Origin of the sequence: Slackia piriformis YIT 12062, assembly GCF_000296445.1 — a bacterium.
GTDB classification, from domain to species: Bacteria; Actinomycetota; Coriobacteriia; order Coriobacteriales; family Eggerthellaceae; genus Slackia; species Slackia piriformis.
Genome location: NZ_JH815198.1, coordinates 969993 through 992583 on the forward strand (window position 1 = coordinate 969993; position 22591 = coordinate 992583).

The 22591-nt window shown below is 58.4% G+C and carries 19 protein-coding genes, 3 tRNA genes and 1 pseudogene; 5 read left to right on the plus strand and 18 right to left on the minus strand.

The window, feature by feature from the left end; all coding sequences use genetic code 11:
* Positions 1-302 precede the first annotated feature (302 nt).
* Positions 303-572: a hypothetical protein gene (locus tag HMPREF9451_RS04285; RefSeq protein ID WP_148508511.1), complete on the plus strand. Its 270-nt coding sequence runs from the start codon at positions 303-305 to the stop codon at positions 570-572.
* 219 nt (positions 573-791) lie between these two features.
* Here the strand turns inward: HMPREF9451_RS04285 and HMPREF9451_RS04290 are convergent.
* The 17 genes from HMPREF9451_RS04290 to trxA all read right to left on the minus strand — a co-directional run bounded on the left by HMPREF9451_RS04290 (position 792) and on the right by trxA (position 18425).
* Positions 792-868 (minus strand) — tRNA-Asp (locus tag HMPREF9451_RS04290).
* 36 nt (positions 869-904) lie between these two features.
* Positions 905-981, minus strand: a tRNA-Asp gene (locus tag HMPREF9451_RS04295).
* Between the two features lie 36 nt (positions 982-1017).
* A tRNA-Asp gene (locus HMPREF9451_RS04300) sits at positions 1018-1094 on the minus strand.
* Positions 1095-1591: 497 nt separating this feature from the next.
* Positions 1592-2290 (minus strand): TIGR03936 family radical SAM-associated protein, encoded by a 699-nt coding sequence (locus HMPREF9451_RS04305; RefSeq protein WP_009139079.1) that lies wholly within the window; start codon positions 2288-2290, stop codon positions 1592-1594.
* Entirely contained in the window at positions 2283-4163 is a 1881-nt protein-coding gene (locus HMPREF9451_RS04310) for a TIGR03960 family B12-binding radical SAM protein (protein WP_009139080.1), read from the minus strand. The genes HMPREF9451_RS04305 and HMPREF9451_RS04310 overlap by 8 nt, the downstream gene beginning before the upstream one ends.
* 96 nt (positions 4164-4259) lie before the next feature.
* Positions 4260-5459: a YcjF family protein gene (locus tag HMPREF9451_RS04315; protein WP_009139081.1), complete on the minus strand. Its 1200-nt coding sequence runs from the start codon at positions 5457-5459 to the stop codon at positions 4260-4262.
* Positions 5460-5592: 133 nt separating this feature from the next.
* Entirely contained in the window at positions 5593-6792 is a 1200-nt protein-coding gene (gene rodA, locus HMPREF9451_RS04320) for a rod shape-determining protein RodA (RefSeq protein ID WP_009139082.1), read from the minus strand.
* 1 nt (position 6793) lies between these two features.
* Positions 6794-8917 (minus strand): penicillin-binding protein 2, encoded by a 2124-nt coding sequence (gene mrdA / locus HMPREF9451_RS04325; protein ID WP_009139083.1) that lies wholly within the window; start codon positions 8915-8917, stop codon positions 6794-6796.
* Positions 8918-8929: 12 nt separating this feature from the next.
* Positions 8930-9454, minus strand: coding sequence for a rod shape-determining protein MreD (gene mreD, locus HMPREF9451_RS04330; RefSeq protein ID WP_051000963.1), 525 nt, complete (start codon positions 9452-9454; stop codon positions 8930-8932).
* Position 9455: 1 nt separating this feature from the next.
* Positions 9456-10391, minus strand: coding sequence for a rod shape-determining protein MreC (gene mreC, locus HMPREF9451_RS04335; protein WP_009139085.1), 936 nt, complete (start codon positions 10389-10391; stop codon positions 9456-9458).
* A gap of 72 nt (positions 10392-10463) precedes the next feature.
* A complete protein-coding gene (gene mreB / locus HMPREF9451_RS04340) occupies positions 10464-11531 on the minus strand; it encodes a rod shape-determining protein (protein WP_009139086.1) in 1068 nt (355 codons plus the stop codon).
* Between the two features lie 163 nt (positions 11532-11694).
* Positions 11695-13257: a phosphoglycerate dehydrogenase gene (gene serA, locus HMPREF9451_RS04345; RefSeq protein WP_009139087.1), complete on the minus strand. Its 1563-nt coding sequence runs from the start codon at positions 13255-13257 to the stop codon at positions 11695-11697.
* Between the two features lie 192 nt (positions 13258-13449).
* A complete protein-coding gene (locus HMPREF9451_RS04350; RefSeq protein WP_009139088.1) occupies positions 13450-14454 on the minus strand; it encodes a N5-glutamine methyltransferase family protein in 1005 nt (334 codons plus the stop codon).
* 1 nt (position 14455) lies between these two features.
* Positions 14456-15514, minus strand: a complete 1059-nt coding sequence (gene prfA / locus HMPREF9451_RS04355; protein WP_009139089.1) for a peptide chain release factor 1 — start codon at positions 15512-15514, stop codon at positions 14456-14458.
* Positions 15515-15846: 332 nt separating this feature from the next.
* Positions 15847-16845 carry an ABC transporter substrate-binding protein gene (locus tag HMPREF9451_RS04360; RefSeq protein ID WP_009139090.1) on the minus strand — a complete coding sequence of 333 codons (999 nt, stop codon included), beginning with the start codon at positions 16843-16845 and terminating at the stop codon, positions 15847-15849.
* A 193-nt stretch (positions 16846-17038) separates the two neighbouring features.
* Positions 17039-17974 (minus strand): NAD(P)/FAD-dependent oxidoreductase, encoded by a 936-nt coding sequence (locus HMPREF9451_RS04365; protein WP_009139091.1) that lies wholly within the window; start codon positions 17972-17974, stop codon positions 17039-17041.
* A gap of 142 nt (positions 17975-18116) precedes the next feature.
* Positions 18117-18425, minus strand: a complete 309-nt coding sequence (gene trxA, locus HMPREF9451_RS04370; RefSeq protein ID WP_009139092.1) for a thioredoxin — start codon at positions 18423-18425, stop codon at positions 18117-18119.
* A 285-nt stretch (positions 18426-18710) separates the two neighbouring features.
* Between trxA and HMPREF9451_RS04375 the strand changes: the two genes are divergently transcribed.
* The 4 genes from HMPREF9451_RS04375 to HMPREF9451_RS04390 all read left to right on the plus strand — a co-directional run bounded on the left by HMPREF9451_RS04375 (position 18711) and on the right by HMPREF9451_RS04390 (position 21586).
* Positions 18711-19631 carry a patatin-like phospholipase family protein gene (locus HMPREF9451_RS04375; protein WP_009139093.1) on the plus strand — a complete coding sequence of 307 codons (921 nt, stop codon included), beginning with the start codon at positions 18711-18713 and terminating at the stop codon, positions 19629-19631.
* 74 nt (positions 19632-19705) lie between these two features.
* Complete coding sequence (locus HMPREF9451_RS09815; protein WP_009139094.1) at positions 19706-19918, plus strand: DUF4869 domain-containing protein; 213 nt, start codon at positions 19706-19708, stop codon at positions 19916-19918.
* Positions 19915-20562 (plus strand): hypothetical protein, encoded by a 648-nt coding sequence (locus HMPREF9451_RS04385; RefSeq protein ID WP_009139095.1) that lies wholly within the window; start codon positions 19915-19917, stop codon positions 20560-20562. The genes HMPREF9451_RS09815 and HMPREF9451_RS04385 overlap by 4 nt, the downstream gene beginning before the upstream one ends.
* 79 nt (positions 20563-20641) lie before the next feature.
* Positions 20642-21586, plus strand: coding sequence for a DUF6020 family protein (locus HMPREF9451_RS04390; RefSeq protein WP_009139096.1), 945 nt, complete (start codon positions 20642-20644; stop codon positions 21584-21586).
* Positions 21587-21619: 33 nt separating this feature from the next.
* Here HMPREF9451_RS04390 and HMPREF9451_RS04395 read toward each other — a convergent pair.
* A pseudogene (locus HMPREF9451_RS04395) lies at positions 21620-22591 on the minus strand (hypothetical protein); the annotation flags it as partial.

Consider the following 22591-nt stretch of genomic DNA (forward strand, 5'->3'; position numbering starts at 1 on the left):
CAATCTCCCAACTGAAACGCCCCGCCGCACTGCCTCTTCCATCGACGGCCCCGCGTATCCGATTCGTTCGTCGATAATAGTTAAGACACTTAATGACTTAGAGGAAAGGGCGCAACGCACAGCAAAAACGCACAGAACGCCCGTGCGATCGAGACCGCGCATGCCGACGAGCGTGCCTAACGCGGTACGCGCCGTATCCGTCGGTTCGAAATGCGAGCAGACGTTGGCGACCTGCACGCCTATCAATCGAATCGAAAGCGGACGACGTCAATAACCGGGAGACGGTGGTCATATGGACCGCATTGGGAGAAACTTCGGGGCGGACGCAGTCTCCTGTGGTCAAAAAATATCGATTGGGAGAAATAGCTACACCTTTTGCCTCTAATATTAAGCCGTTTACCGACGAATACGGCAATAAAAAGGCGGATTCGGAGCTTCACGCCCCCGAAAAACCCGTTTTCTCGACCTGTTTTTTCGCCAAACCCTTCGTTTTTGACCACGAAGACGGACAAGTGCGTTTTTCTTTCTCCCTATTCACCCTTTTTGACCAGGAGACCGCCCCAATCGCATAAGCAACACGATGTCTCAGGAAGGACATGGGGTTTACCGCGCATTTCAAGGCGCCAACAGCCTGTTAGCATACTGCGCCTAACAAGTCTGCGAAAACTTGGACGTGATTTTGGTCCTTGCTGCAGCCTTGGTCCTTGCTGCAGCCTTGGTCCTTGCACATGATGAATCGAAGACCCGCGACATAACAAAAAGACCACCGTGCGGTGGTCTTGCTTGTTTGATGGCGGGATGTACGAGACTCGAACTCGCGACCTCCGACGTGACAGGCCGGCGCTCTAACCAACTGAGCTAACACCCCAATATGCAGTGCCCGAAACGGCACGGTTTATCAAGATGGCGGGATGTACGAGACTCGAACTCGCGACCTCCGACGTGACAGGCCGGCGCTCTAACCAACTGAGCTAACACCCCAATATGCAGTGCCCGAAACGGCACGGTTTATCAAGATGGCGGGATGTACGAGACTCGAACTCGCGACCTCCGACGTGACAGGCCGGCGCTCTAACCAACTGAGCTAACACCCCGTTGCCTTGCCTTTCGCTCTTGCGTCAGGCAGCTCGGATATAATACCCGCTCCAGCAATAATATGCAAATACTTTTTCCAACTTTTTTCAAAACATGCGCCGAAGATGCTCTGAGCAGGCCAAAAGCAAACAGCGCAAGTCTTGATGAACGGGGCCGGTTCGAAGAGCGGAGCCGGCTTGAGAACGCAATTGACTCGAAGGGTGGAGCCGGCTTCGACAGACGGAGCTGGCTCGAGGAGCGGAGCCGGCTTGAGAGCGCAAATGACTCTAAGGGCAGAATCCGCCCCAAGGAGCCGAGCCGACTCGAAAAACGGAGTCGGCTTCGATGAACGAAGTCCGCTTCAGCGAGCAGAATCGGCTCGAGGGGCAAGGCTGGTTAGCGGGCAATGCCTGCTCCAGCGAACGAAACCAGCCTTGGCAAGAAAAGGCAATACCAACAAATCTCTTCCATGCACTGGCATGTCAAGACGCGCTGGCCAGAACAAGAGACAAACGTCCTACTCCCCCGCCTTCTCCCTCTGGCGAATGCGCATGATCGAAACGGCGTGAAGGCCGGTACCCTCAAGCATCGCCTCGAGCAAAACGTCAGGACGCAGGCTTCCGGTCTTTTTCGCCTCGAGCGTGAACTCGAGAGCATCTCCTTGAGCCTGCATCGCGCCGACGAGAAAGTCCGACGGAACAAGGACCTTCTCCTTCTTCTTTCGCACGACCGTAATGGACTCCGGCACGCGAAGAGAGGCAACGCGCTGAGCGAGCGCTCCGAAATCGGAAGGAGCCGAATCTGCGGAACTGGAAGAATCTGCAGATTCGGCAAAACCCTCGTCATCGAAGGCCAACACCGCGCGATAGGTCGAAAACGGATACGCCACACTCGCTGCGGGAACATCTTTGGTGATATAGCATGCCTTATAAGGCATCAGGTCGGCGGCGCTTGCGGCACGCAGCCGATCGAGCGCCTTGTCGGGCGCGACGTATTCGGTAAGCTGCACGTCGAATATCTCCTCGGTGCCGCCAACGCCCACGGGCAACGCCGCGCCGAAAGCCTGCTTCATATGGGGCGAGAACCCCTGACTGACCGCATAGGGAAGGTTGGCGCGACGCACCGCGCGTTCGAGGGCACGCGCGACTTCAAGATGCGACAGCATGACCAGACGACCCGACATCGCATACGTCACGCGCAATCGAAAATCAGCCATGGCGAACCTCCTGCGTCTGAATGGCGGTATTCAAACCCATGCACACGCCGCACGCGGAACAGGTGTCATACGTGCAGTCGGGCGTGGTCTTCTCCTGCTGTGCAAAACGGCGTTCGCGCTGCAGGAATTTCACGAACAGGCCTGCCGAAAGATGCGACCATGGCGGAATGTAGTCCGTATCGTAGGTGGCCTGGGCGATTCCCTCCATGCTCACGCCGCACGCTTCGCACGCGGCCTTCCATCCGTCGAGAGAGAACAGCTCGGTCCACGCGTCGAAACGGGCGCCCGCTCGCCATGCCGTCTCCACCACATCGGCCACCTCTCGGCCGCCGCGGCTCATCATGGCCTCTACCAAAGAGACATCCGGCTCGTGCCAATGCACATCCACAGCCCGGTATTTCACCGAGCGACGAAGCAGGTCAATGCGACGTTTCGCCTCCTCGGGCGATATCTGGCCGTCCCACTGGAAGGGGGTTTGCGCCTTCGGAACGAAAAGCGCGCAGGAAATGCTGACACGTACGTTGCCACGCTGGTTTTCGGGCACGGCCTTCTTGGCGCGGTCGTATGCGCGCTGGGCAAGGCTCGCGATGCCCTTGATGTCATCGTCGGTCTCCGTGGGAAGACCGATCATGAAATAGAGCTTGCATCGGCGCCAACCTGCGGCAAAGGCCGCATCGATCGCACCGAACAAATCGTCTTCGGTGACGCCCTTGTTGATCACGTCGCGCAGACGCTGCGTACCTGCTTCGGGGGCGAAGGTAAGTCCCCCGCGCTTGCCGCCCGCGACCAGCTCCGCCATGTCGACGCCGAAAGAATCCAAGCGTTGGCTCGGAATAGAAATGGATATGCCCTTGCCTTCGAGGGCTCTGTTCAGGCGTCGCAGAATCTGCTCGATCTGGCTATGGTCGGTGGAAGAAAGCGAAGTGAGGCTCACTTCATCGTAGCCTGTATCGGCCAATCCGCGACATACCGCCGAAACGATGTTGTCGGCCGAGCGCTCACGCACCGGACGATACATCATGCCAGCCTGGCAGAAGCGGCACCCGCGCGTGCAGCCGCGCAGGATCTCGACGTTTAGACGGTCATGAACAACCTCGGTGAACGGAACGATCATGGGCTCGTACGCATCTGAGTCGGCAAAACCCTCCCAGAGGCGCTTCTCGATGACGGACGGAACGTCGTCGAAGCGAGGTACGACCCAGCTTCCCCGCCGCTGCGCCTCATTCTCTTCAAGCACGTCGTACAGCGAGGGGACGTAAACCCCCGGAAGCTTCGCCATGGCGTGCAGCATTTCGGCGCGCGCCGCACCCTCGTTCTTCATACGGCGATGAAGCTCAAGCAATTCGGGAAGCGACTCCTCGCCTTCCCCGAGCATGATCGCGTCGAAAAACGGGGCGTACGGCTCCGCGTTGAAAGCGCACGGACCGCCGCCGAAGACCATGGGGTCGGATTCTTTGCGGTCCACGCTGCGCAGCGCCACGCCTGAAAGGTCGAGAAACTCAAGCACGTTGGTCGCGGCAAGCTCATGCGGCAAGGTGATTCCCACGGCATCGAATTCGGCCACGGGAGCGCAGCTTTCCAGGGAAAATGCGGGAACGCCTTCGGCCCTCATCAGATCGCACATATCGGCAGCGGGAAGAAATGCCCGCTCCGCCGCCATGCCTTCGACGGCGTTGACGCAATTGCAGAGGATGCGTACCGCCTGGTTCGCCTGCCCGAGCTCGTAAGTGTCGGGATAAGTCATGCAGAAGCGATACGACGCCTCGGGCTTGTACGTGCATCCCCATTCATGGTTCAAATAGCGAGCAGGACGCTCGATGGAGCGGCCCGCTTGACGAAGGAGCCCTTCTATTCTGGGCCAGAGATCTGTCATATGGATTCCTTGTCTTACGAAGCGTGCGTCTCTAACGCGCACACGATGATGTACGAATCGGCCTCGGCTCGAAACCTCAGGAGCCGAGGCGGCATGCTAGCGCTCGGCCTTGCTGGCGCGTTCCGCCGCGGAGGCAACCGTGGCCGCCGCGCGGCGCGCCGCCGAAAACGCCTTGCCCGGAGCGGACTTGACCGCCTCTTTGGCTTTGTCGGCTGCAGCCTTGCGGGCCTGGCTTCCCACTTCGTCAACCGTGGCCTTCGCCACGCGCCCGGCGCGGGTCGACTCCGCCGCAGAAACCGCCTTGGCGCGCGCTTCGGACACCACGCCGGCGAGGCCGGCCATGTTGCCGCCATGCTCGAAATACTCGATGGCCGCATAGCCCATGGCCGCCGTTCCCGAATACCCGATAGCGGCCTTGATGGCCCACCCGAGCGCAGGAACGACCCCCACCAGCTGGCGCGCTACCGTGCGGCACGCGAAGGCGCCGCCCACAACGGCGGCAAGCTCCTTGACACGCTCTGCGGTAAGCGGCTGCCCGTAGGCCGCGGCGATCTGCAGAATCATCTTCGCCTGGTTAAGCGTCATAATTGGCATGTCGGCCCCGGGAATGACCACCACCAACCCGACGCCGGCGTTCTGGATGGACGTGGCGCGAACCGACTCGGATGAGAGCGGACGGCGAACGAAGTCGAACGCCTGAGCAAACGCAAGGCGCTTCTGCTTGAACGCCGCGACAACCCACTCCCCCATCTTGCGGGAAAGATCGGCAGCAAACTCCTCGGTCAGAGCGTAAGGCTCAAGAGAGAACGGATCGGTTCCGTCGAATTCCGTATAAGGAACCATCCTATCGGCGTCTTCCTTCGTGATCTCCAAAGGCTGGGCGAGCATGAGCACGCTGCCGTCTTTCAGCTCGGGAGAGAGAAGGTCGCCTTCGGGAATGGGATATCCCGCTTCACGCGCCGTTGCCGACACGAGCTCGGGCAGCGTCGTTGCCACCATGACGGGAATGCCGGCTTCGCGAATGCGGGCGGCAATGGCGCCCACTTCGGGCGTGACGCCCGCTGCAATGACCGCCATGTCGCTGCGGGGATCGAACACGGCCGATCCGTCCGTGAAGTAGTTGACCGAAACGCGGGCCTGCGGCGAGGCGCTCGCGAACGAAGAGCGCACATGCGCCATAAGGTCGGCGGGAGCGGTATCGTCAAGCAGGACGGAAACGCACAGAGGAACCGAGCGGGCGGCGTCCACGTCCATCGCTTCCTGGAAAACAGCCATGACATCGATAGGCAACTTCATGGGTAAACCCCCTTTATTAATCAAGCCGCCCTCGGCCAAAGGCGACGAGGGCGCAGGCAATCACGAACCGTGCACGCATCCACCATACCATGCGCGAAAGCGAAAGCCGCAACGCGCACCGCATCGGCAGAAATCACCTGTGCGCATACACTGAGCCCACTAGTCCCAGCAGCGCGAAGTTCACCATCATGAACGACGATCCGTAGCTCATGAACGGCAGCGGGATGCCCGTGACGGGCATCAGGCCTATATCCATCCCGATATTCTCGAGTATCTGGAACAGCCACATGGCAACGACGCCCATGACGATCAGGCTTCCGAAAAGATCGCCCGCGTTTCTGGCGATCCTGATGCACGAAAGAATCAGCGCGATATACAGACCCAGAAGCAAAAGCGCCCCTACAAACCCGAACTGCTCAGCGAGCACGCAGAAAATGAAGTCGGTCGGCGCCTCGGGAACGAAGCCGAGACTCGACTGAGACGCGTTGAGCAGACCTTTGCCGAACAAGCCTCCCGAGCCGATAGCGATCATGGCCTGATTGAGATTGTAGCCCGCGCCCGACGTATCGGCGCTCGGATCGAGGAAGACCAGAAGGCGGTTGCGCTGGTACTGCTTGAGCAGCTTGTATTCGCCCGTCAGGCTCTTCATCAGCTCATCGATGGCAAAGACAGCTGCGACGGCGGCCACAAAAGCGCCAAGCGTGATGAGCAGGAACTTCAAGCGGGACCCGCCCATGACGAGCGTGACAGCGCCGATGAACAGATACACCAGGCCCGTGCCCAAGTCCGGCTGGGTCATGATGCACAAAAACGGCACGGCAATATAGCCAAGGGCCTTCATGTACTCGCGCGGATCGTCGAGGTTGCCGCCATAGCGCGCAAGCACGCTCGCATCGAGCAGGATGACGGTGATCTTCGCGAACTCGCCCGGCTGCAGCTGCATGCCGACGTTGATCCAGCTTTGGGCACCCTTCGACTCGACGCCGATAACCGGAAGGTGCGGAGAGAGAATCAAGACGACGTTAATGACAAGCAGCACGGTGGTATAGCTAGAAAGCTGGCGGTAATCAAGCTGGTAGAACATCAGCATGACAATGCAGCCCATGAGCACGCCGAGCGCCTGGCGCGAGAACGAATACGTCTCGTTGCCTTGGACGGCAGACCATACGACCAGAAGGCCGTATGCGACAAGCAGCGCCGCCACGATAAGAAGCGACTTGGGAATTCTGTCAGAGAACGTGCGCTTGCGGCGCGTCGCGCCGTCGGGCGAACCGGAATTGACCGTGCCGCCCTCGGGCATGCGCACGCGATCGATTTCGTTAAATCCAGGCATGCTAGTCAACCCTTCCCGCGCCCGTGCCCGCATACGGAACAGACTGCGTGATCTCTTCCGTCGGCGTGATCTCCTTCTCGAGCGAGCCCGCGCCAAGCTTCACGCATCCGTCCATGACCTTCGCCGCGATAGGGGCCGCCGATGACGCACCCGCGCCACCCTCGGTGATAACGCAAGTCACAACGTATTTGGGGTTATCGTAGGGCGCATACATAGCGAACCATGCGTAGCCGTCATGGCCGGCCCATTCGCCCGTGCCCGTTTTGCACGCGCATTCGTAATCGTACTGCGACAAAAGCGTGGGAATCGAAGCGTCCTCCTCCGCCACGCCGCGCAACGCATCGCGCATGACCTCGAGCGACGCCTTGTCGATATCGGGAATGCTCCTGATTTCGCGAGAGGGGCCCACCACCGTTTCCCCGTCGGAGTTCTTGATTTCCTTCAGCAAATTGGGAACGGGAAGCTGCCCTGTGGCAACGCCGGCATAGCCCACGGCCACCTGAAGCGGGGTCACCAAGACGTTACCCTGACCGATGACCATGTTCGACATATCGCCCGGCTGCCACTGCGCCTGCTCGGGCGCATCCGCCCAGTGCTCGGCCTTCCATTCGGGCGTAGGGATTGTGCCCTCACCTTCGCCGGCAAGATTCACGCCCGTTTTAGAGCCGAAGCCGAATTCCTTGATGTAGTTCGCCATGGCATCCATGCCGAGCGTGGCGCTCTTGTCGTAGAAATCCTTCGCTATCTCGTAAAAGACGGTGTCGCACGAAACCACGACCGCCTGGCGGAAGGATATGGGGCCATGGCCCGAAGTTTCCCAGCACTTCTGCGGATAGCTTTCGCCGAAGCCGGTCCACGTGCCCGTGCAATCCCAGGTGCGTGTCGAGTCGGCGAAACCGTAATGCAGGCCGGCCATGCCCGTGAACGCCTTGAACGTGGAAGCGGCGGGATACTGGCCCGCGATGCAGCGGTTGAGCAGAGGCGCCCCGGAGGAATCCTTGTCGTTGTAGCGGTTCCAGTCGTCCTGGGTCACGCCGCCGACGAAGTTCGTCGGGTCGAACGGAGGAAAGCTCGCCATGCAAAGGACATCTCCCGTATCGACCTCCATGGCAACGACCGCGCCTGACGTGCCCGTACCACCGCCGATGACGCCGTTAGGCGCGATAAGAGCCTCGAGCTCTTCCTCTGCAATCTTTTGGACTTTCGCCGAAATAGTGAGATAGAGGTCGTTTCCCTGCGTGGGGGGCATCTCGCTGCGAACCTCATGCACCGTGCCGTCGACGTCGTTGACCACAACGCGTTCGCCGTGCGTGCCGAACAAGTAGCCGTCGTAGGAAAGCTCAATGCCGGACTGCCCCACTTCATCGCCGCTTTGGTAGTCGAGATTGTGCGGCTTGCTCTCAAGCTGGGAGTCAGTCACCGTGCCGGTGTAGCCGACGACTTGGCACGCCAACCCTTTGTAGGGATACACCCTGCGTGCGCGCTGCTCCACCACAACGCCCGGAAACGCGTCCCTATGCTCCGATATGAACGCCACATCGCGGGAACGGGGATTGGAGGAAACCTCGCGCTGGGCCTGCGCGCCGCCGCTCGAATCCAAAATGCGCTGGCGCACCACGGCATACGGAAGGCCGGTGAGCGCCGAGAGGCGCATAAGCACGCTGCGATCCTCGGCGACCTCGGGATTGGCGAGAATGGTGGGCGTGATTTCGTTGTCAACGATCACGATGCCCTCGGTGTCGAAGATGCGGCCTCGCGGGGCGGAGGTCTTCACCGTGGTAAGTTGGTTCTCGTCCGATTTCGCGCGATATTCTTCAGAAGAGAGCACCTGCATGCTCCACAGCTTGGCCGTGAGGCTGCCGAAGATGCCCGCCATCAGCACGAAGATCGCGGTATAGCGCGGACGAAGGCGGTCGAGCAGCGAGCTGTTCGAGCTCTGATGCGCACCGGCGGAAGCCGCCATGGAATCGCCTTTGCGCGTTTGAAACGGCGTGCCCGATCCGATGGATGACACGGACTTAGAAACGGAAGCGTTGGGCTTTACGGATCGCGACCGAAAGAAGACGAACAGCGCCACGCCGGCAACGACGACGATGACGATTGCGGTGATGATTGCGGTTGTCACGGCCTATGCCTCCTAACGCAGACGGATCGTGGAAGATTCGGGCGCCGAACGGCGGGGCGCCTGGCGGGCGAACGCCGCCGAAAGCAGCGGCATCACGATGAGGCACACCGCGCAATCGTACAGCGCGCACGGAAGGCCTCGCAGCAAGATCGCATCGAAGGCGGTCACGTCGGTCGTTGCGACGTAGAACAGGGCGTAGCACACCTCCACGAAAAGAGACGCCGCCATGCTGATAAGAAGCGAGACCGAAAGCGTGTCGTTGCCGAGAATCACCGACGCACGGGCCGAGACAAACGCCGCGACCGTCAAAAGGCACGCCATAACGCCGGGCGTTCCGCTTGCCACCAAATCGAATGCCATGCCAAGAAAGAACGCCGTGACGACGGAAGCGTCGCTGGGGCGAAACATGGAAGCAACCCCCACGAAGACCACGAGGAAATTGGGCATGGAGCCCAGAATGGAAACGGCGGGAGCAAAGATGATCTGGACGGCGAGCGCAATGCAAGCCCCCAGGGCGAGAAACACCGAGTCGCGCATGCTATTCACCGTCGGTCTCGCCCGACGCCGCGCTGTCTTGCGCGCCATCGCCGGCCGAAGATTCATCGGAGCCGGAAGATTCGTCCAGAGGAGCACCCACCGATGTGACCACCGTCACTTCCTCGAGGGGGTCGGCCGCGGCCAGCGGGGCCACGATGATGGTGCGATCGGAAGTTCCGGCCGAGCTGCGGACGGCCGAAACCGTGCCGAGCTGCATGCCGCGAAGATAGCTTCCCCCGATGCCTGAGGTAACAAGCACGTCGCCCACGTTCACCTCGACGGAGGAGTCTACGTATTCCAAGTACAACAGGCCGTCGACCGAGCCTTTCACCACGCCTTCGGCGCGATTGCCCTGGATGTACACCGCCACGCCGCTTTGCGGGTCGTCTATGAGGCGCACCTTGCACGTGAGCGGGCTCACCTCTATGACCTGACCGAGCAGGCCGCTCGAGCCCATGACGGGAAACCCGAGTTCGACCCCATCGTTCGAACCCACATCAATCGTCACCACGCGATCCCATGAATCGGGGTTGCGCCCGATCACGCGGCCCGTGACGCCCTCAATGCCGTATTGGTCGGACAGGTCGAGCAGTCCCTGGAGGCGCTGCGCCTCCAGGCGGTATTCCTCGGCCTGGACAAGCTGAGCCTTGAGCTGGGCGTTTTCCTCCTGAAGCGCGGTATAGGTGGCATTATCCGTCGTCGCGTTCTGAATGGCATCGCCCGCCGCCTCTTCCGCGAACGCAACGCCCACGCCGAGGAACTGGACGGGGCTTGCCAGCATGCCCGCAACGCTTTGCACGTTATGCAAGGGGCCCGACTGGTCTTCCCTGCCGTACAACGAGGCAGACACGACCGATACGACCAAAAGCACGGCCAGAAGCACCGCGCCCGAAGGAGCGATGCTTTTCTTTTTATACGAAGGCTGCTTGTAGGACATGTGAAGACAATCCTCCCGAAACTAGAGCGCCGGACAAACGTCCGGCGCGAAGTGCTTTGCAAACGTTGCCTTTTACTTGGAGCGCATAAGCGTCTGCTTGAGGGCAGAGGGCGTCTCCAGCACTTTCAGGCAGCCCATGGCAACATTGGTAAGGGCCGTCTCGCTCGTCCAGACCGGAATCTCAAGACGCTGCGTGAGGAAGCGGTCAAGGCCGGAAAGCAGACCGCCGCCGCCCGTAAGCAGGATGCCATTGGAGATAATATCGCTGGCGAGGTCGGGGTTGGTCTTTTTGAAGGTCTCCTTGATATGAACGACCATTTCCTCGATGGGAGGCTGAAGCGCAGCGCGCACATCCTCAGACTGGATGGTGACCTCGCGAGGCTGTTCGGTGATGACGTCCTGGCCGGAAATGATCATATCCTTCTCGCGGCCGTCCTCAAACGGCAGGATGGAGCCGATTTTGATCTTGATGATTTCCGCCGTGCGCTCGCCCACCTTGATACCAAGCAGATCGCGCAAGTGCATGGCGATCGCCTCGTCCATCTTGTTGCCCGCAATACGCAGCGAAGAGCTGGTCACGATGCCTCCGAGGGAGATAACCGCGACCTCGGTGGTTCCGCCGCCGATGTCTACGACCATGGAGCCGGTGGGCTCGGTGACGGGAAGATCTGCACCCATGGCGGCGGCCATGGGCTCCTCGATGAGATAGGCCTGGCGTGCGCCGGACTGAATCGCGGCCTCGAAAACGGCGCGCTTCTCAACAGAAGTGGCGCCGCAGGGAATGCAGATGACGATGCGCGGCTTGGGCTGCCACGGGTAGCGGCGCTCTATCGCTTTATTGATGAAGGCTGAAAGCATGGCCTCGGTCACGTCGTAGTCAGCGACGACGCCGTCACGCAAGGGATGCTCTGCGGAAAATGCATCGGGAGTATGGTTGATCATCTGTTTGGCTTCATGACCGACGGCCAGAACGCGATGCGTGCTGCGCTCAATCGCCACGACGCTCGGCTCGTTCAACACAACACCCTGCCCCGTTACGGCAACAAGCGTATTTGCGGTGCCAAGGTCAATAGCAAGGTCGCACGAAGAGGCGCCCCCGAAACCTCCGAACAGGTTGCTGATGAAATCCATGAACGACATAGAGAGTGTCCTTTTCCGTTTCGTTTTCTCTATTTCTCACATGTACACATTCGTATGCTTTACGTACAGACGGACATTCTAACACACGAAAAAATGCCGTCGGAAGAATACCGACGGCATATACATAATGTCACGATTATCTTTTCCGCGCAGACACGAGGTCTTACAGACGGATGCTCCATGCCCTGTTCGCATCGATCGCCGCCGCGACACGGTCGACGACGTCTTTGGATGCCTCGCTTTCCACATTCAGGAAGACGAGCACCTCTTTGCAGTCGGTTCGCTTGCCGATCGCCATAGTGGAGATATTGATGCCCTCTTCGCCGAGGATAGTGCCGATGCGGCCGATCTGACCGGGCTCGTCGGGATACAGGAAGACGAGGGCGTAGTCGGCGGGCACCACGTCAAGGCGGTAGCGCAGGATGGAGACGATATGCGTCTCATGCAAAGACCCCGGAACGGTCGCGGAGATTTCGAGGCCATCGGCCTCCATGGACACGATGGAGTCGTACCCGCGCGAATCGGCCGAGACGGACACGTCCATCTTCACACCGTGACGACGGGCGGACGCGTCCACGTTCTCGGACGAAACGGAAGCCTGACCCTGGCGCGAAAGCACGCCGCCCAGAGCAGATGCGGAAAGAACCTGCAGGTCATTGGCGCAAGGACCCGCCGCCATGATGGAAAGGTTCTTCGGAATGCCGCCCGAAAGCTGCGCGAGCACGCTGCCGCACATCTGGCATGCGGGAATGTAATTTGCCACGGCATCGGCAAGATCGCTTGAAACCATATTGATGACCGTGGGAACAACCAACCCCTCAAGACCGTTGGCGACATAGCGCGCGATGTTCACGCCGGCGCGCGCTTGCGCCTCTTCGGTGTTCGCACCCAGATGAGGCGTGAGAACAGCGCGGTCGAACTCGGAGAGGGGGGTTTCGGGAGCAGGCTCGGCCTCGAGCATGTCAACGCCGCAAGCGAACACGCGACCGGCGGCCATGAAATCGGCCATAGCCGCTTCGTCGATTATGCCGCCGCGGGCGGTGTTCACCAGAACCACGCCGTCTTTCATCTTGGAGAATTCCTCGGCGGAAAACATATGATGGGTCTCTTCCGTGCGAGGAACGTGAACCGTGATGAAATCTGCCACCGGCAGGACTTCATCCATGCTGTCGTATAAGGCGACGCCGAGCTGGCTCGCACGAGATACCGAACAGTACGGGTCGTAGCCGATCACGCGCATGCCGAATGCACGGGCGCGCTCGGCAACCAAGCCGCCAATACGGCCTAGGCCGAAAATGGCGAGGGTCTTTTCGAACAGCTCGTGGCCCATGAACTCATCACGACTCCAGCGGCCTTCGTGCAAGGAGTTGCTTGCCGCGGGAATCTCACGCGCAGCGGCGAGCATGAGCGCCATGGTGTGCTCGGCGGCAGAGACGATGTTGCTAGTAGGGACGTTGCAGACAGGAATACCCGCCGCGGTGGCAGCGTCTACGTCAATATTGTCGCAGGTGACGCCAGCACGACCGATAATCTTGCAGTTTTTCGCAGCCTCGATAACCTCCGCGGTCACACAAGTGGCGCTGCGAACGATAAGCGCATCGTATGCAGGCACTGCGGCAAGAAGCTCATCGGGGGTCATGCCGTAGCGAGTATCGACTTCGTAGCCTTTGCCACGAAGAATCGCTATGCCCTCATCGACGATTTTATCGGTAACAAGAATTTTCACGGCACACTCCCGTCCGTCTCATGCTTGCACGTATATCCGCTGCGAATCACAGCATATAGATTGGATTATACCGAGCACGCCATATCGCAATGCGAGAAGACGGGAAGCGGACGAATGGAGCGCACCAACGACGATATTCTTACGAAGTTCGCAACAACAACGTATTCGAAACGAAGGAGCGAAGTACGGATCTTAAGACTTGCGCCCTACGAGAATGCGAGGACGGCCCGTAAGGTCGGCCTTCACTTCAACGGATTCATAACCAGCGCCGCGCGCAAGAATCGCCGCATCATCGAGACATTCCTCGTGCAGCTCGCAGGCAAACGCGCCGCCGACGCGCAGCAGCCGATGCATGATGGGAAGCATCTCCCTGAAAATGTCCAACCCGTCGGGACCGCCTGCCAGAGCAAGCCTCGGCTCGAAATCAGACACTTCGTCGGGAAGCTTCTCCATGACGGCATCGGGAATATAAGGCGGATTGGAAACCACCAGGTCAAACGAACCGTTCAGGCGATCGGGAATAGCATCCGCAAGATTGCACTCCAGAACGCGGACGCGGTCTTCAAGCCCGAGAGCGGCGGCGTTTTCACGCGCAAGCGCCACGGCTTCGGGGGCAAGATCGGTTGCCACCACGCGCGCTCGGGGCCTTTCGTAGGCGATAGAGCACGCGATACACCCGCTTCCCGTGCAAAGATCGGCCACCAAAGGGGCGCACGAGGAATCGAGCGCGGGAGCCGGCTCTTCCCCGCCTTTCGCCTCTTGCCCTTCGTCGGCCTCTTCTTTCGGCGCAAGCAGCTCTTCGAGCTCGGCATAGGAAAGCGAATCCACCGCGCAACGACGTTCGGGCGCCGGAAGAAGCGCCAGCGCCTCGCTCACAAGCACCTCGGTCTCGGGACGCGGAATTAAAACGCCCGGGCGAACCTTGACGGCGATATGACGAAACGCAACCTCGCCCGTGATGTATTGCAGAGGCTCGCCCGAAGCGCGACGCGTGACGAAACCGCGCAAAACATCGCGTTCCTCCATGGAGAGCGGGCGCTCGAAATTGACGTAGAGGTCGATGCGGCGCAGGCCCGTGGCCTCGGAAAGGAGCCACTCGGCCGAGAGGCGAGCATGCTCGTCTCCCTTGCGCTCGAGAAACCCCACGGTCCAGTCAAGCGCCGCTTTGATCGTCCAGGTATCGATGGGTTCGGACACCCTAGACCGCCTGCTCCAGCTTGCGGGCACGGTCAGCGGCCTGCAAGGCGGTGATGACGTCACCCAGGTTGTCGCCCAGAAGCACGCCGTTGTAGGTGGCATTGAAGCCGATGCGATGGTCGGTCACGCGGTCCTGGGGGCCGTTGTAGGTGCGGATTTTCTCGGCACGGTCGCCCGAACCGATCTGGGCCAGGCGCTCAGCGCCTTCGGCGGCCTGCTGCTCGGCGAGCATCTTCTCATAAAGGCGCGCGCGCAAAACGGCCATAGCCGCGATTTTGTTCTGCAGCTGAGACTTCTGGTCCTGAGACTGAACGACCAGGCCAGAAGGAAGATGGGTGATACGCACAGCGGAGTCGGTAGTGTTGACGCACTGACCGCCCGGGCCGCCCGCGCGATACACGTCGATGCGCAGATCGTTCTCGTTGATTTCGATATCGATCTCGTCCGCCTCGGGAAGAACCGCGACGGTTGCCGTGGAGGTGTGAATACGGCCCTGGCTTTCGGTCTTGGGAACGCGCTGGACGCGGTGAACGCCCGATTCGAATTTCATGACCGAATAGACTTTGTCGCCCTTTACCTTGAACTGGATTTCCTTATAACCGCCCGCTTCGGATGCGGAGACGTCCATGGTCTCCACCTTCCAGCGATGCTGCTCGCAGAAACGCATATACATCTTGTACAGGTCGCCCGCGAAAATGGCAGCCTCGTCACCACCTGCGGCAGCGCGAATCTCGACGATGATGTTCTTGTCGTCCGCGGGGTCGGAGGGAATGAGCATGAACTTGATGTCTTCTTCGAGCGCGGGAAGCTTAGATTCGGCCGCGGAGATGGTCTCCTGGGCGAATTCCTTCATGTCGGGATCGTCGAGCATCTCCTTTGCATCGGCGATGTCGTCGCACGCCTGCACATACTCGCGAGCCTTTTCGACAAGCGGACCCTGATTGGCGTATTCCTTGGAAAGACGCGTGTATTCCTTCTGATCGGCCAAGACCGCCGGATCGCCAAGCTTGGTCTGGAGCTCTTCGTAGCCCTTGATGATTTTTTCGAGTTTGTCGCGCATGGATATTCCTTATTCTCGTCGAAGCACGCCCGCGCCGATATGAGCCGAAAAGCAGTCCGCCGCCCTTGACGGCGGCGGACGAATGCGCGGACGTCTGCCGTTGTTTTTCCAACGGTAGATAATACCACGCCAAAACGCTCTTCATGGTCTTTTCATCGCGCGAATTGAACGCGAGGAACCCGGCACCAACGTCGCGAACCCGGCGTCGCAGGACGTGCGGGCGCATGGCATCGCAAACCGCCCACGCTGGCATCGCCGCAAACGGCACGCCTGCGCGCGACGCGACGGCTTTGGAAGATTGCCTTTCGGCACCCTTGCGTCATTCAGCGGCATTACGCCTTGGCAAACGTGCCGTTTCCTTCGTCATAGGTCAAAGCTTCCACCAGGTAGCCCTTGTTGAGCATCCAGTCCAAGACGGGCTGGACCATATCCTTTGTGGGAAGCGCCGCCTCGGGATACGTGGAGATGGCATAGGTATCGGCGACCAGCTCGGGGAGGTTGGCCTTTTCCACGAGAAGCGCACGATAGGCCTCAGGGTCGGTATTGATTTCGTCTACAGCCTGGTTCCAGGCATCGCGCACAAGGTCAAGCGTAGCCTCTCCCCCGTCTTCAAGCCATGCGGTACGCACTGCAAGCACGGACTGGCTGATGTTTTCGCCCTGGGTGTCATCGGCAAGAAGGACCATACCCTGCGACTCTCCCAAAGCAAGCAGGCTTGCGGGCAGCGCCGCGGCGGCAACCTGGTTGTTCACCATAGACTCGTAGCGAACGGGCATCTTCTTGATCTCTTCGCTTACAATCTGATCGTCCGGCACGCCAGCGGATTCCATGAGCTTGTCCATCACGTACTCGGGAACCGTATTAGAGCCCACACCGATTCCCTTGCCAGCAAGATCGGCAAGGCTGGTGATGCCCGATTCGGGGCAGGTCATAATGCCGAAACGACCCTGCGACGCATCAGCTCCCATGGTAACCCAGGGAAGCTGAACGTCCACGCCGGAAAGCTGCAAGGCCGCAGCCTGCTGCACGTCGGTCATGGCCGCATCGATCTCTCCTGCGGCAAACGCAGTGGAGAGCTCCTGCGCGCTTTGGAACGTGACGATTTCAACGTCGGAAGAAACGCCATTGGCACCATAGAGGCCCTCCTGCTCGGCAACCCAAAACGGAAGAGAGTCTTCCGTCTGCATGGTTCCAATGCGCATGGAAGCCTGCTCGGTGCTTTCTTGAGCTGCATCTTGCTGGGAGTTTTGCGCACAACCCGAAAGCGTGAACACACCGCATGCCACCAAGGCCGCGCATGCAAACATAAGCAGCTTCTTCTTCAAACTCATAGACAGTCTTCCTCCTTTTTCCTTGCGGGGCATTTGAAACATTAGAATGCGGCATGACAAGCACACAGCTACCAGGCGAAAGCTCGGCGCAAGCGCGACGGCCGCCATAAACGCAAACGGCCAAAACGCCCCATACATAACAACGCGCACCGCCTAAAGCGATGCGCGTATTTTAAGCTAGCAGAAAAGCCCTCTACGAAAGCGACAGAAACTCGAAAGCAGCGTTAGCGGCGTTCGCACCATCCCCAACGGCAGTAGATACCTGACGCAACGCCTTCGTGCGTAGATCGCCCGCGACGAAAACACCGGGGATGTTAGTCGCGCCCGATTCGCCCGCCACAACATAGCCCGCCGCATCAAGCTCGATGCCCGAGCCTTCGAGCAGTGCATTCTTCGGCTGCATGCCCACGGCCACGAACAAGGCCGACGTAGGCAACTCAAAAGAATTGCCGGTCTTGACGTTGCGCACGGTCACGGCCGAAAGCTTCCCATCTTCGTCACGAAGGCCGTCAACAACGCTGTTCACATGAACCGTCACGTTGGCGAGGTCTGCAAGCGCATCCGTGTAGACGGCGTCAGCGCGAAAGCCCTCGCGACGATGGACCAGGTGAACCTCAGAGCAGATGCGAGAAAGATACAGCACATCGCCGAGCGCTGTGTTGCCGCCTCCCACCACCACGGCGGTTTTTCCGCGGAAGAACCCGCCGTCGCACGTCGCGCAGTATGAAACGCCCTTGCCCGCGAGTTCGCCCTCACGGTCAACACCAAGGGCACGCGGTTCTGCGCCCATGGCAAGAATCACGACGTCAGCGGTGTATTCGTTGCCAAATGCCGTCACGAGCTTTTTAGGAGAGGAAGCAAGGTCCAAAGACGAAATCTCCTCGTTGACGGAAACGGCGCCGAAGCGATTCGCCTGAGCGCTCATGGCGAAAGCCAGATCGAACGGAGAGACGCCTTCGGCGAATCCCGGATAATTGTCCAGATGCTCGGTTTCGGTCATCTGCCCGCCCGGCCCCATTCGCTCGAATACGACTGTGGAAAGGCCGGAGCGAGCGGTGTAGAGAGCCGACGTAAGACCCGCGGGGCCTTGGCCTATGACGGCGACGTTGAAATGAGTATTCTTCTCCATGATAATCTCCCTGGTAAAGCAAGCGGGCGAATGCGCCGGACGGCTTGCGAAAGGTTACGAACCTGCGCGTTTGCGAAAGATTCCTCCGCGCGATGAAAAAAGCCCGACTCTATGAGCCGGGCTTCGCATTTGATTAAAGAGCCTAGCCCAGAAGCGCCAGGAGGTTCTGCTTGGGCTGCGCGCCCATGGTGGAGCGCTTGACCTCCCCGTTTTCGAAGACGAGGATGGTGGGAACACTCATGATGCCGAAACGCTGAGCGAGCTCAGGAGATTGGTCAATGTCGACCTTGTAGACCGCCGCTTTGCCTTCGACCTCTGCGGCGACTTCGTCAAGAACCGGGGCGAGCATCTTGCAGGGACCGCACCAGGTGGCAAAGAAGTCCACCATAACCGGGCCTTGCGCCTGCATGACCTTGGATTCGAACTCGGAAGCGTTGATTACGTGTGCCATGATAGGTCCTTTCGCGATGGGCGGATGCCTTAGGCGGACATGCTTTCTTTCAATCGGCTTCGTCTGGCTTCAGGCTCCAACCTGTTATTTGATACCGAAATCATATCATATAAAGCCGATATTGCAAGCAAGAAGCGCTTCGTCACGATCTGCGCACATCCACGTTACCGAGGCGTTGATTATTCGATGGTCTGATGCAGACGCTTGACCGACCTGTTGCTTTGCTTGAGGATTGCAGGAAGCAACGAAGAAACGCCTCGCCGCGCATCAGGAAAAGAGCACGCCATGAAGCAATCGTATTACACAAGCCCCGCCGCGCAACGCACGCCCGCCTACGAGGGCTCCCCCGTCCTGGACGTCAACCTGATTTTGGAAGGCGGGGCCATGCGCGGCCAGTTCACCGCCGGCGTGCTGGACTACTTCATGGACAACGGCCTGTGGTGCAAAAACGTCGTAGGCACCAGCGCAGGCGCGCTGAACGGCTACAACTACATAGCGGGCGAGCTCGGCCGCACGTGTTACCTCAACACGAAGTACTGCGGCGATCCGCGCTATCTGTCTATGCGCAACTTCGCGCTCACTGGCAGCGCCATCAGGCGCGATTTCATGTTCGACGAAATTCCGAACAGGCTTGAGCCGTTCAATTTCGACGCGTTTCGCAACTCCCCCATGCGGCTGACCACCGTGGCAAGCAACCTCGAAACCGGCGAAGCGGACTACCACGTCATGAAAGACGCGCACGACGAGCGCGACTTGCTGTATTTGCAGGCATCCGCGAGCATGCCGCTGGTGTCGAAAATCATCGAAGTGGACGGCAAAAAGCTCCTCGACGGAGGCCCGTGCGACAGCGTGCCTTTGCTTCATTGCATCTTGGACGGAGTGGGAGACAAGCACATCGTCGTGCTGACGCAGGATGCTACCTATATAAAGAGCCCGAACAAGACCATGCCGCTGGCTCACAGGGTCTATAGCGACTATCCCCTTTTCGCAGAGCGCATGGAGCATCGCCATTTCGAATACAACCGCACGTACCGATGGGTTCGAAAGCTGCATAACGAAGGCAAGGTGTTCATGATTCAGCCTCCCGAACCGGTTACCATCTCAAACATGGAGAAAGACCCTGAAAAACTCCTTGCCCTCTATGAGCAGGGCTATGCCGAAGCAGCGCGCCAATGGAGCGCTCTACAGGCGTATTTGGAGAAATAGAACCAGGCCGAGCGGCTATAATTCAGACGTACCTAACACATTTTTGCATTCGCATCGCACCAATCGGAGTCTCTATGCCGAGCATCTACCATAGAAACATGCCTGAGGCCACCTACGGCGCCGCCGGCTACTTCAATAGCAGCTACCAGGAATCCTGGCTTGAAGACGAACTTGCCCAACGAGTGATTAAATCGGTTGACAAGTCGACCGCACCAGGAAGCGGCCCCGTCGGCAGCAAGGCGCTCGGTCTTATTGCCAGCATTTTTCCAGAAAGCAATATGCAATGAAAGACCCCTGCTGTATCGCTACTCGAGACAATCGAATCCATGCAAAGCTTCGAAAAATCATTCCCTCGAAAAAAGCCATTCTGATTCTAGCCTGGTCGTACCTATTTGCCCTGTCATGGACAATCCCTCTTTCGCTTGAGGGAAGCAACTTCGCGGAATGCTTTCTTTTTGCTATTGCGCCCTCCGCAATAATCTGCGCACTAATCGTCCTAGTCTCAGCATCGGGCGTTCTGCAGACAATCCGCTTTGCAGCAAACGCCAAAATCCCAGCTTGGCCCTGGTGTTTTACTGTCCTTCTCTCAATCTGGGCTATTGTGCTTTTGATAAATTATCCTGGAGCATTCAGCACAGACAGTGTCGATATCATCAATATGGTTTCGGGATTGCCTTTTGAGTCGGACCATTTCCGGTACGATTCATTAAACACACACCATCCCCTAGCCTGGGTAGGATTCAACGCCGTCATTCTCAAGCTCGCCTCCATTGCAGGCATTCAGGGAACGGGCGCTCTCGGAATGCTGTCCTTCGTTCAACTGATCATATTTACCGCATGCTGCACATTTTTCATCCAGAAGACGGGAACCCTCTCTGGCTCGAAAATCATATGGATCGCATCCCTTATCTTCTTTGCAGCGAACCCCTGATTGCGCAATATGCTTCCACCATTTGGAAAGATGTACTGTTCTCTGGATTCTTTGCCGTCTTCTCCATCCAGTTATACGCATGCGCAACAACCCCCCCCGCGAGTTCTTCCGAAGCAAACGCGATGTTGCGATATTCGTTGTCGCAGGGCTTCTTTGCTGCATCCTGCGTAACAACGGAATGATTGCCGTATGCACCTCCCTCCTCCTGCTCGCAATCACACTTAGGGAATACCTGAAGCAGATTGCTCCGCTATGCGTGGCCATTGCTATTACATCTTGGCTTGCTCTTGGACTAACCTCATCGGTCGCTGGAGCGCAACCCGGTCATTTTTCAGAAAGTATCGGCGTAGCGCTGCAACAAATAGCACGCACGGCATCGGAAAGCGGGCACATTACCGCCGAACAAGAAGAATTCATCGATCAGATTATCCCCTATGAGAAACTCCCTGAACTGTACCTGCCGAATTCGGCAAATCCCATCAAATTCGACCCCGAGTTCAATGACGAGTTCCTGGAATCGCACAAGATGGATTTTCTTGTCGTTTGGTTTGAAATGGGCATGCAAAATCCCGAATCTTTCGCCAGAGCATGGTGCGCCCAAACGGAAGCGTTCTGGAATATCGACACCGCCACTTGGTATGCATGCGAACCTGGATACCCTGTTGATGGGGAAGAGAACTATTACCAAAATAAACTCGACCCCTATGTAGAGGCAGAGAGCGTTTCAACCGCAACCAATCTTTCAATCTCCATGTTCTTTCCGTTGTTCTCCATGGGGAGCCTTGCCTGGATTACGCTATTCATCCTGCTAATCAAATTACTCTCAAAAGATTTCAAGAGCGCCGCGTGCCTTACCCCGTTCGTCACTCTTTGGGCAACATATCTTGTCGCAGCGCCTGCGAGTGATTTCAGATATTTGCTCCCCCTGCACGTCTCCCTACCCTTGCTCCTCCTAATCTTGGTTTCCTCCTCTGGAGTCCCGATGCAGACAGAAAGCAACTATACGAAAGCGGCGGATTCCTAAGAATCCGCCGCTCGCAACTCAAAAACTTAAAGACTAACAACCCTTAATCAGCACAGTCTGTTGATTTACCTCAGCCTTGTTCGCGTTATTAAAGCAAGCCGAGATGCAGTTGTAAGGATAAATCTGGTGCCACATTTTATTCTCGGAAGGAGCGTCGCCCCAGAAGAATCCGATATGACAATCTATAGAGCCATTCGTCTTAAAAAAGATAATATCGCCTTTCTCGGCCTTTCCGCTCGCAAGCATGCTCGACACGCTATCAAATGTATAGACCTCTGCGCCATGTTCGACAGCGTACCCATACCATCGCCATGCGTTAATGTAGCTACCTCCGCCAGGACCCCCCAGCCAAGGCGAGTAACTTTGGGTCTGGCCAATGGCGTCGAATTCCCCTACACCGCCTGACATGCCGTACGCGTGAGCAACAAAACCAGTGCAATTCATGCCAGAAAAACCATCCCAACGAGGAGCCCCGCTAGGATACATGCACGTAGAAATGCTAAAGCCTGAGGAGTACGGCGTCCCGAGATAATAGCCATCCCCCTCGTGAGACCACAACCAGCTCACAAGCCTAGCTCGATCAACATTTAGAACCTTGCCGGGGTTCTCCACCCAAAAGCCAGCTTCATCAAGCTTGTACGCAGTCCCTCCTGTATATATCCAGCCTGTATTAAGGGCTCCATTGTCTTTGACGAACACCCATCTTTCTTCGAAAATCTGCCAACCGTACAACCCCGAAAGAGCGGCAAGATGAACCCCGGATCCGTCTATATAGCCTTCATAGAGAGCGATTCCCGCTCCTCCAGGGCCAACAAGACCAACCTGGCCATCCGAAACGGAAATCCAGCCGTATTCCACCATGCGACCAGAATCATCGAAATAGTATTCCGTTCCATCCACGGTAACAATGCCGGTCTGCATGCGGCCGGAGGAGTCCATCCAGTACCAGTGCCCGCCCGTGGACAGCCAGCCGGTAAGCATGGCCCCGTTGTCGCGCAGCCAGTA

Bases quoted from the DNA above. Each gene is read 5' to 3' on its own strand.
- HMPREF9451_RS04305 (WP_009139079.1), bottom strand. From the start codon at position 2,290: ATGGCTGATTTTCGATTGCGCGTGACGTATGCGATGTCGGGTCGTCTG.
- HMPREF9451_RS04310 (WP_009139080.1), bottom strand. From the start codon at position 4,163: ATGACAGATCTCTGGCCCAGAATAGAAGGGCTCCTTCGTCAAGCGGGC.
- HMPREF9451_RS04315 (WP_009139081.1), bottom strand. From the start codon at position 5,459: ATGAAGTTGCCTATCGATGTCATGGCTGTTTTCCAGGAAGCGATGGAC.
- rodA (WP_009139082.1), bottom strand. From the start codon at position 6,792: ATGCCTGGATTTAACGAAATCGATCGCGTGCGCATGCCCGAGGGCGGC.
- mreD (WP_051000963.1), bottom strand. From the start codon at position 9,454: ATGCGCGACTCGGTGTTTCTCGCCCTGGGGGCTTGCATTGCGCTCGCC.
- mreC (WP_009139085.1), bottom strand. From the start codon at position 10,391: ATGTCCTACAAGCAGCCTTCGTATAAAAAGAAAAGCATCGCTCCTTCG.
- mreB (WP_009139086.1), bottom strand. From the start codon at position 11,531: ATGTCGTTCATGGATTTCATCAGCAACCTGTTCGGAGGTTTCGGGGGC.
- prfA (WP_009139089.1), bottom strand. From the start codon at position 15,514: ATGCGCGACAAACTCGAAAAAATCATCAAGGGCTACGAAGAGCTCCAG.
- HMPREF9451_RS04360 (WP_009139090.1), bottom strand. From the start codon at position 16,845: ATGAGTTTGAAGAAGAAGCTGCTTATGTTTGCATGCGCGGCCTTGGTG.
- HMPREF9451_RS04365 (WP_009139091.1), bottom strand. From the start codon at position 17,974: ATGGAGAAGAATACTCATTTCAACGTCGCCGTCATAGGCCAAGGCCCC.
- trxA (WP_009139092.1), bottom strand. From the start codon at position 18,425: ATGGCACACGTAATCAACGCTTCCGAGTTCGAATCCAAGGTCATGCAG.
- HMPREF9451_RS04375 (WP_009139093.1), top strand. From the start codon at position 18,711: ATGAAGCAATCGTATTACACAAGCCCCGCCGCGCAACGCACGCCCGCC.
- HMPREF9451_RS09815 (WP_009139094.1), top strand. From the start codon at position 19,706: ATGCCGAGCATCTACCATAGAAACATGCCTGAGGCCACCTACGGCGCC.
- HMPREF9451_RS04385 (WP_009139095.1), top strand. From the start codon at position 19,915: ATGAAAGACCCCTGCTGTATCGCTACTCGAGACAATCGAATCCATGCA.
- HMPREF9451_RS04390 (WP_009139096.1), top strand. From the start codon at position 20,642: ATGCGCAACAACCCCCCCCGCGAGTTCTTCCGAAGCAAACGCGATGTT.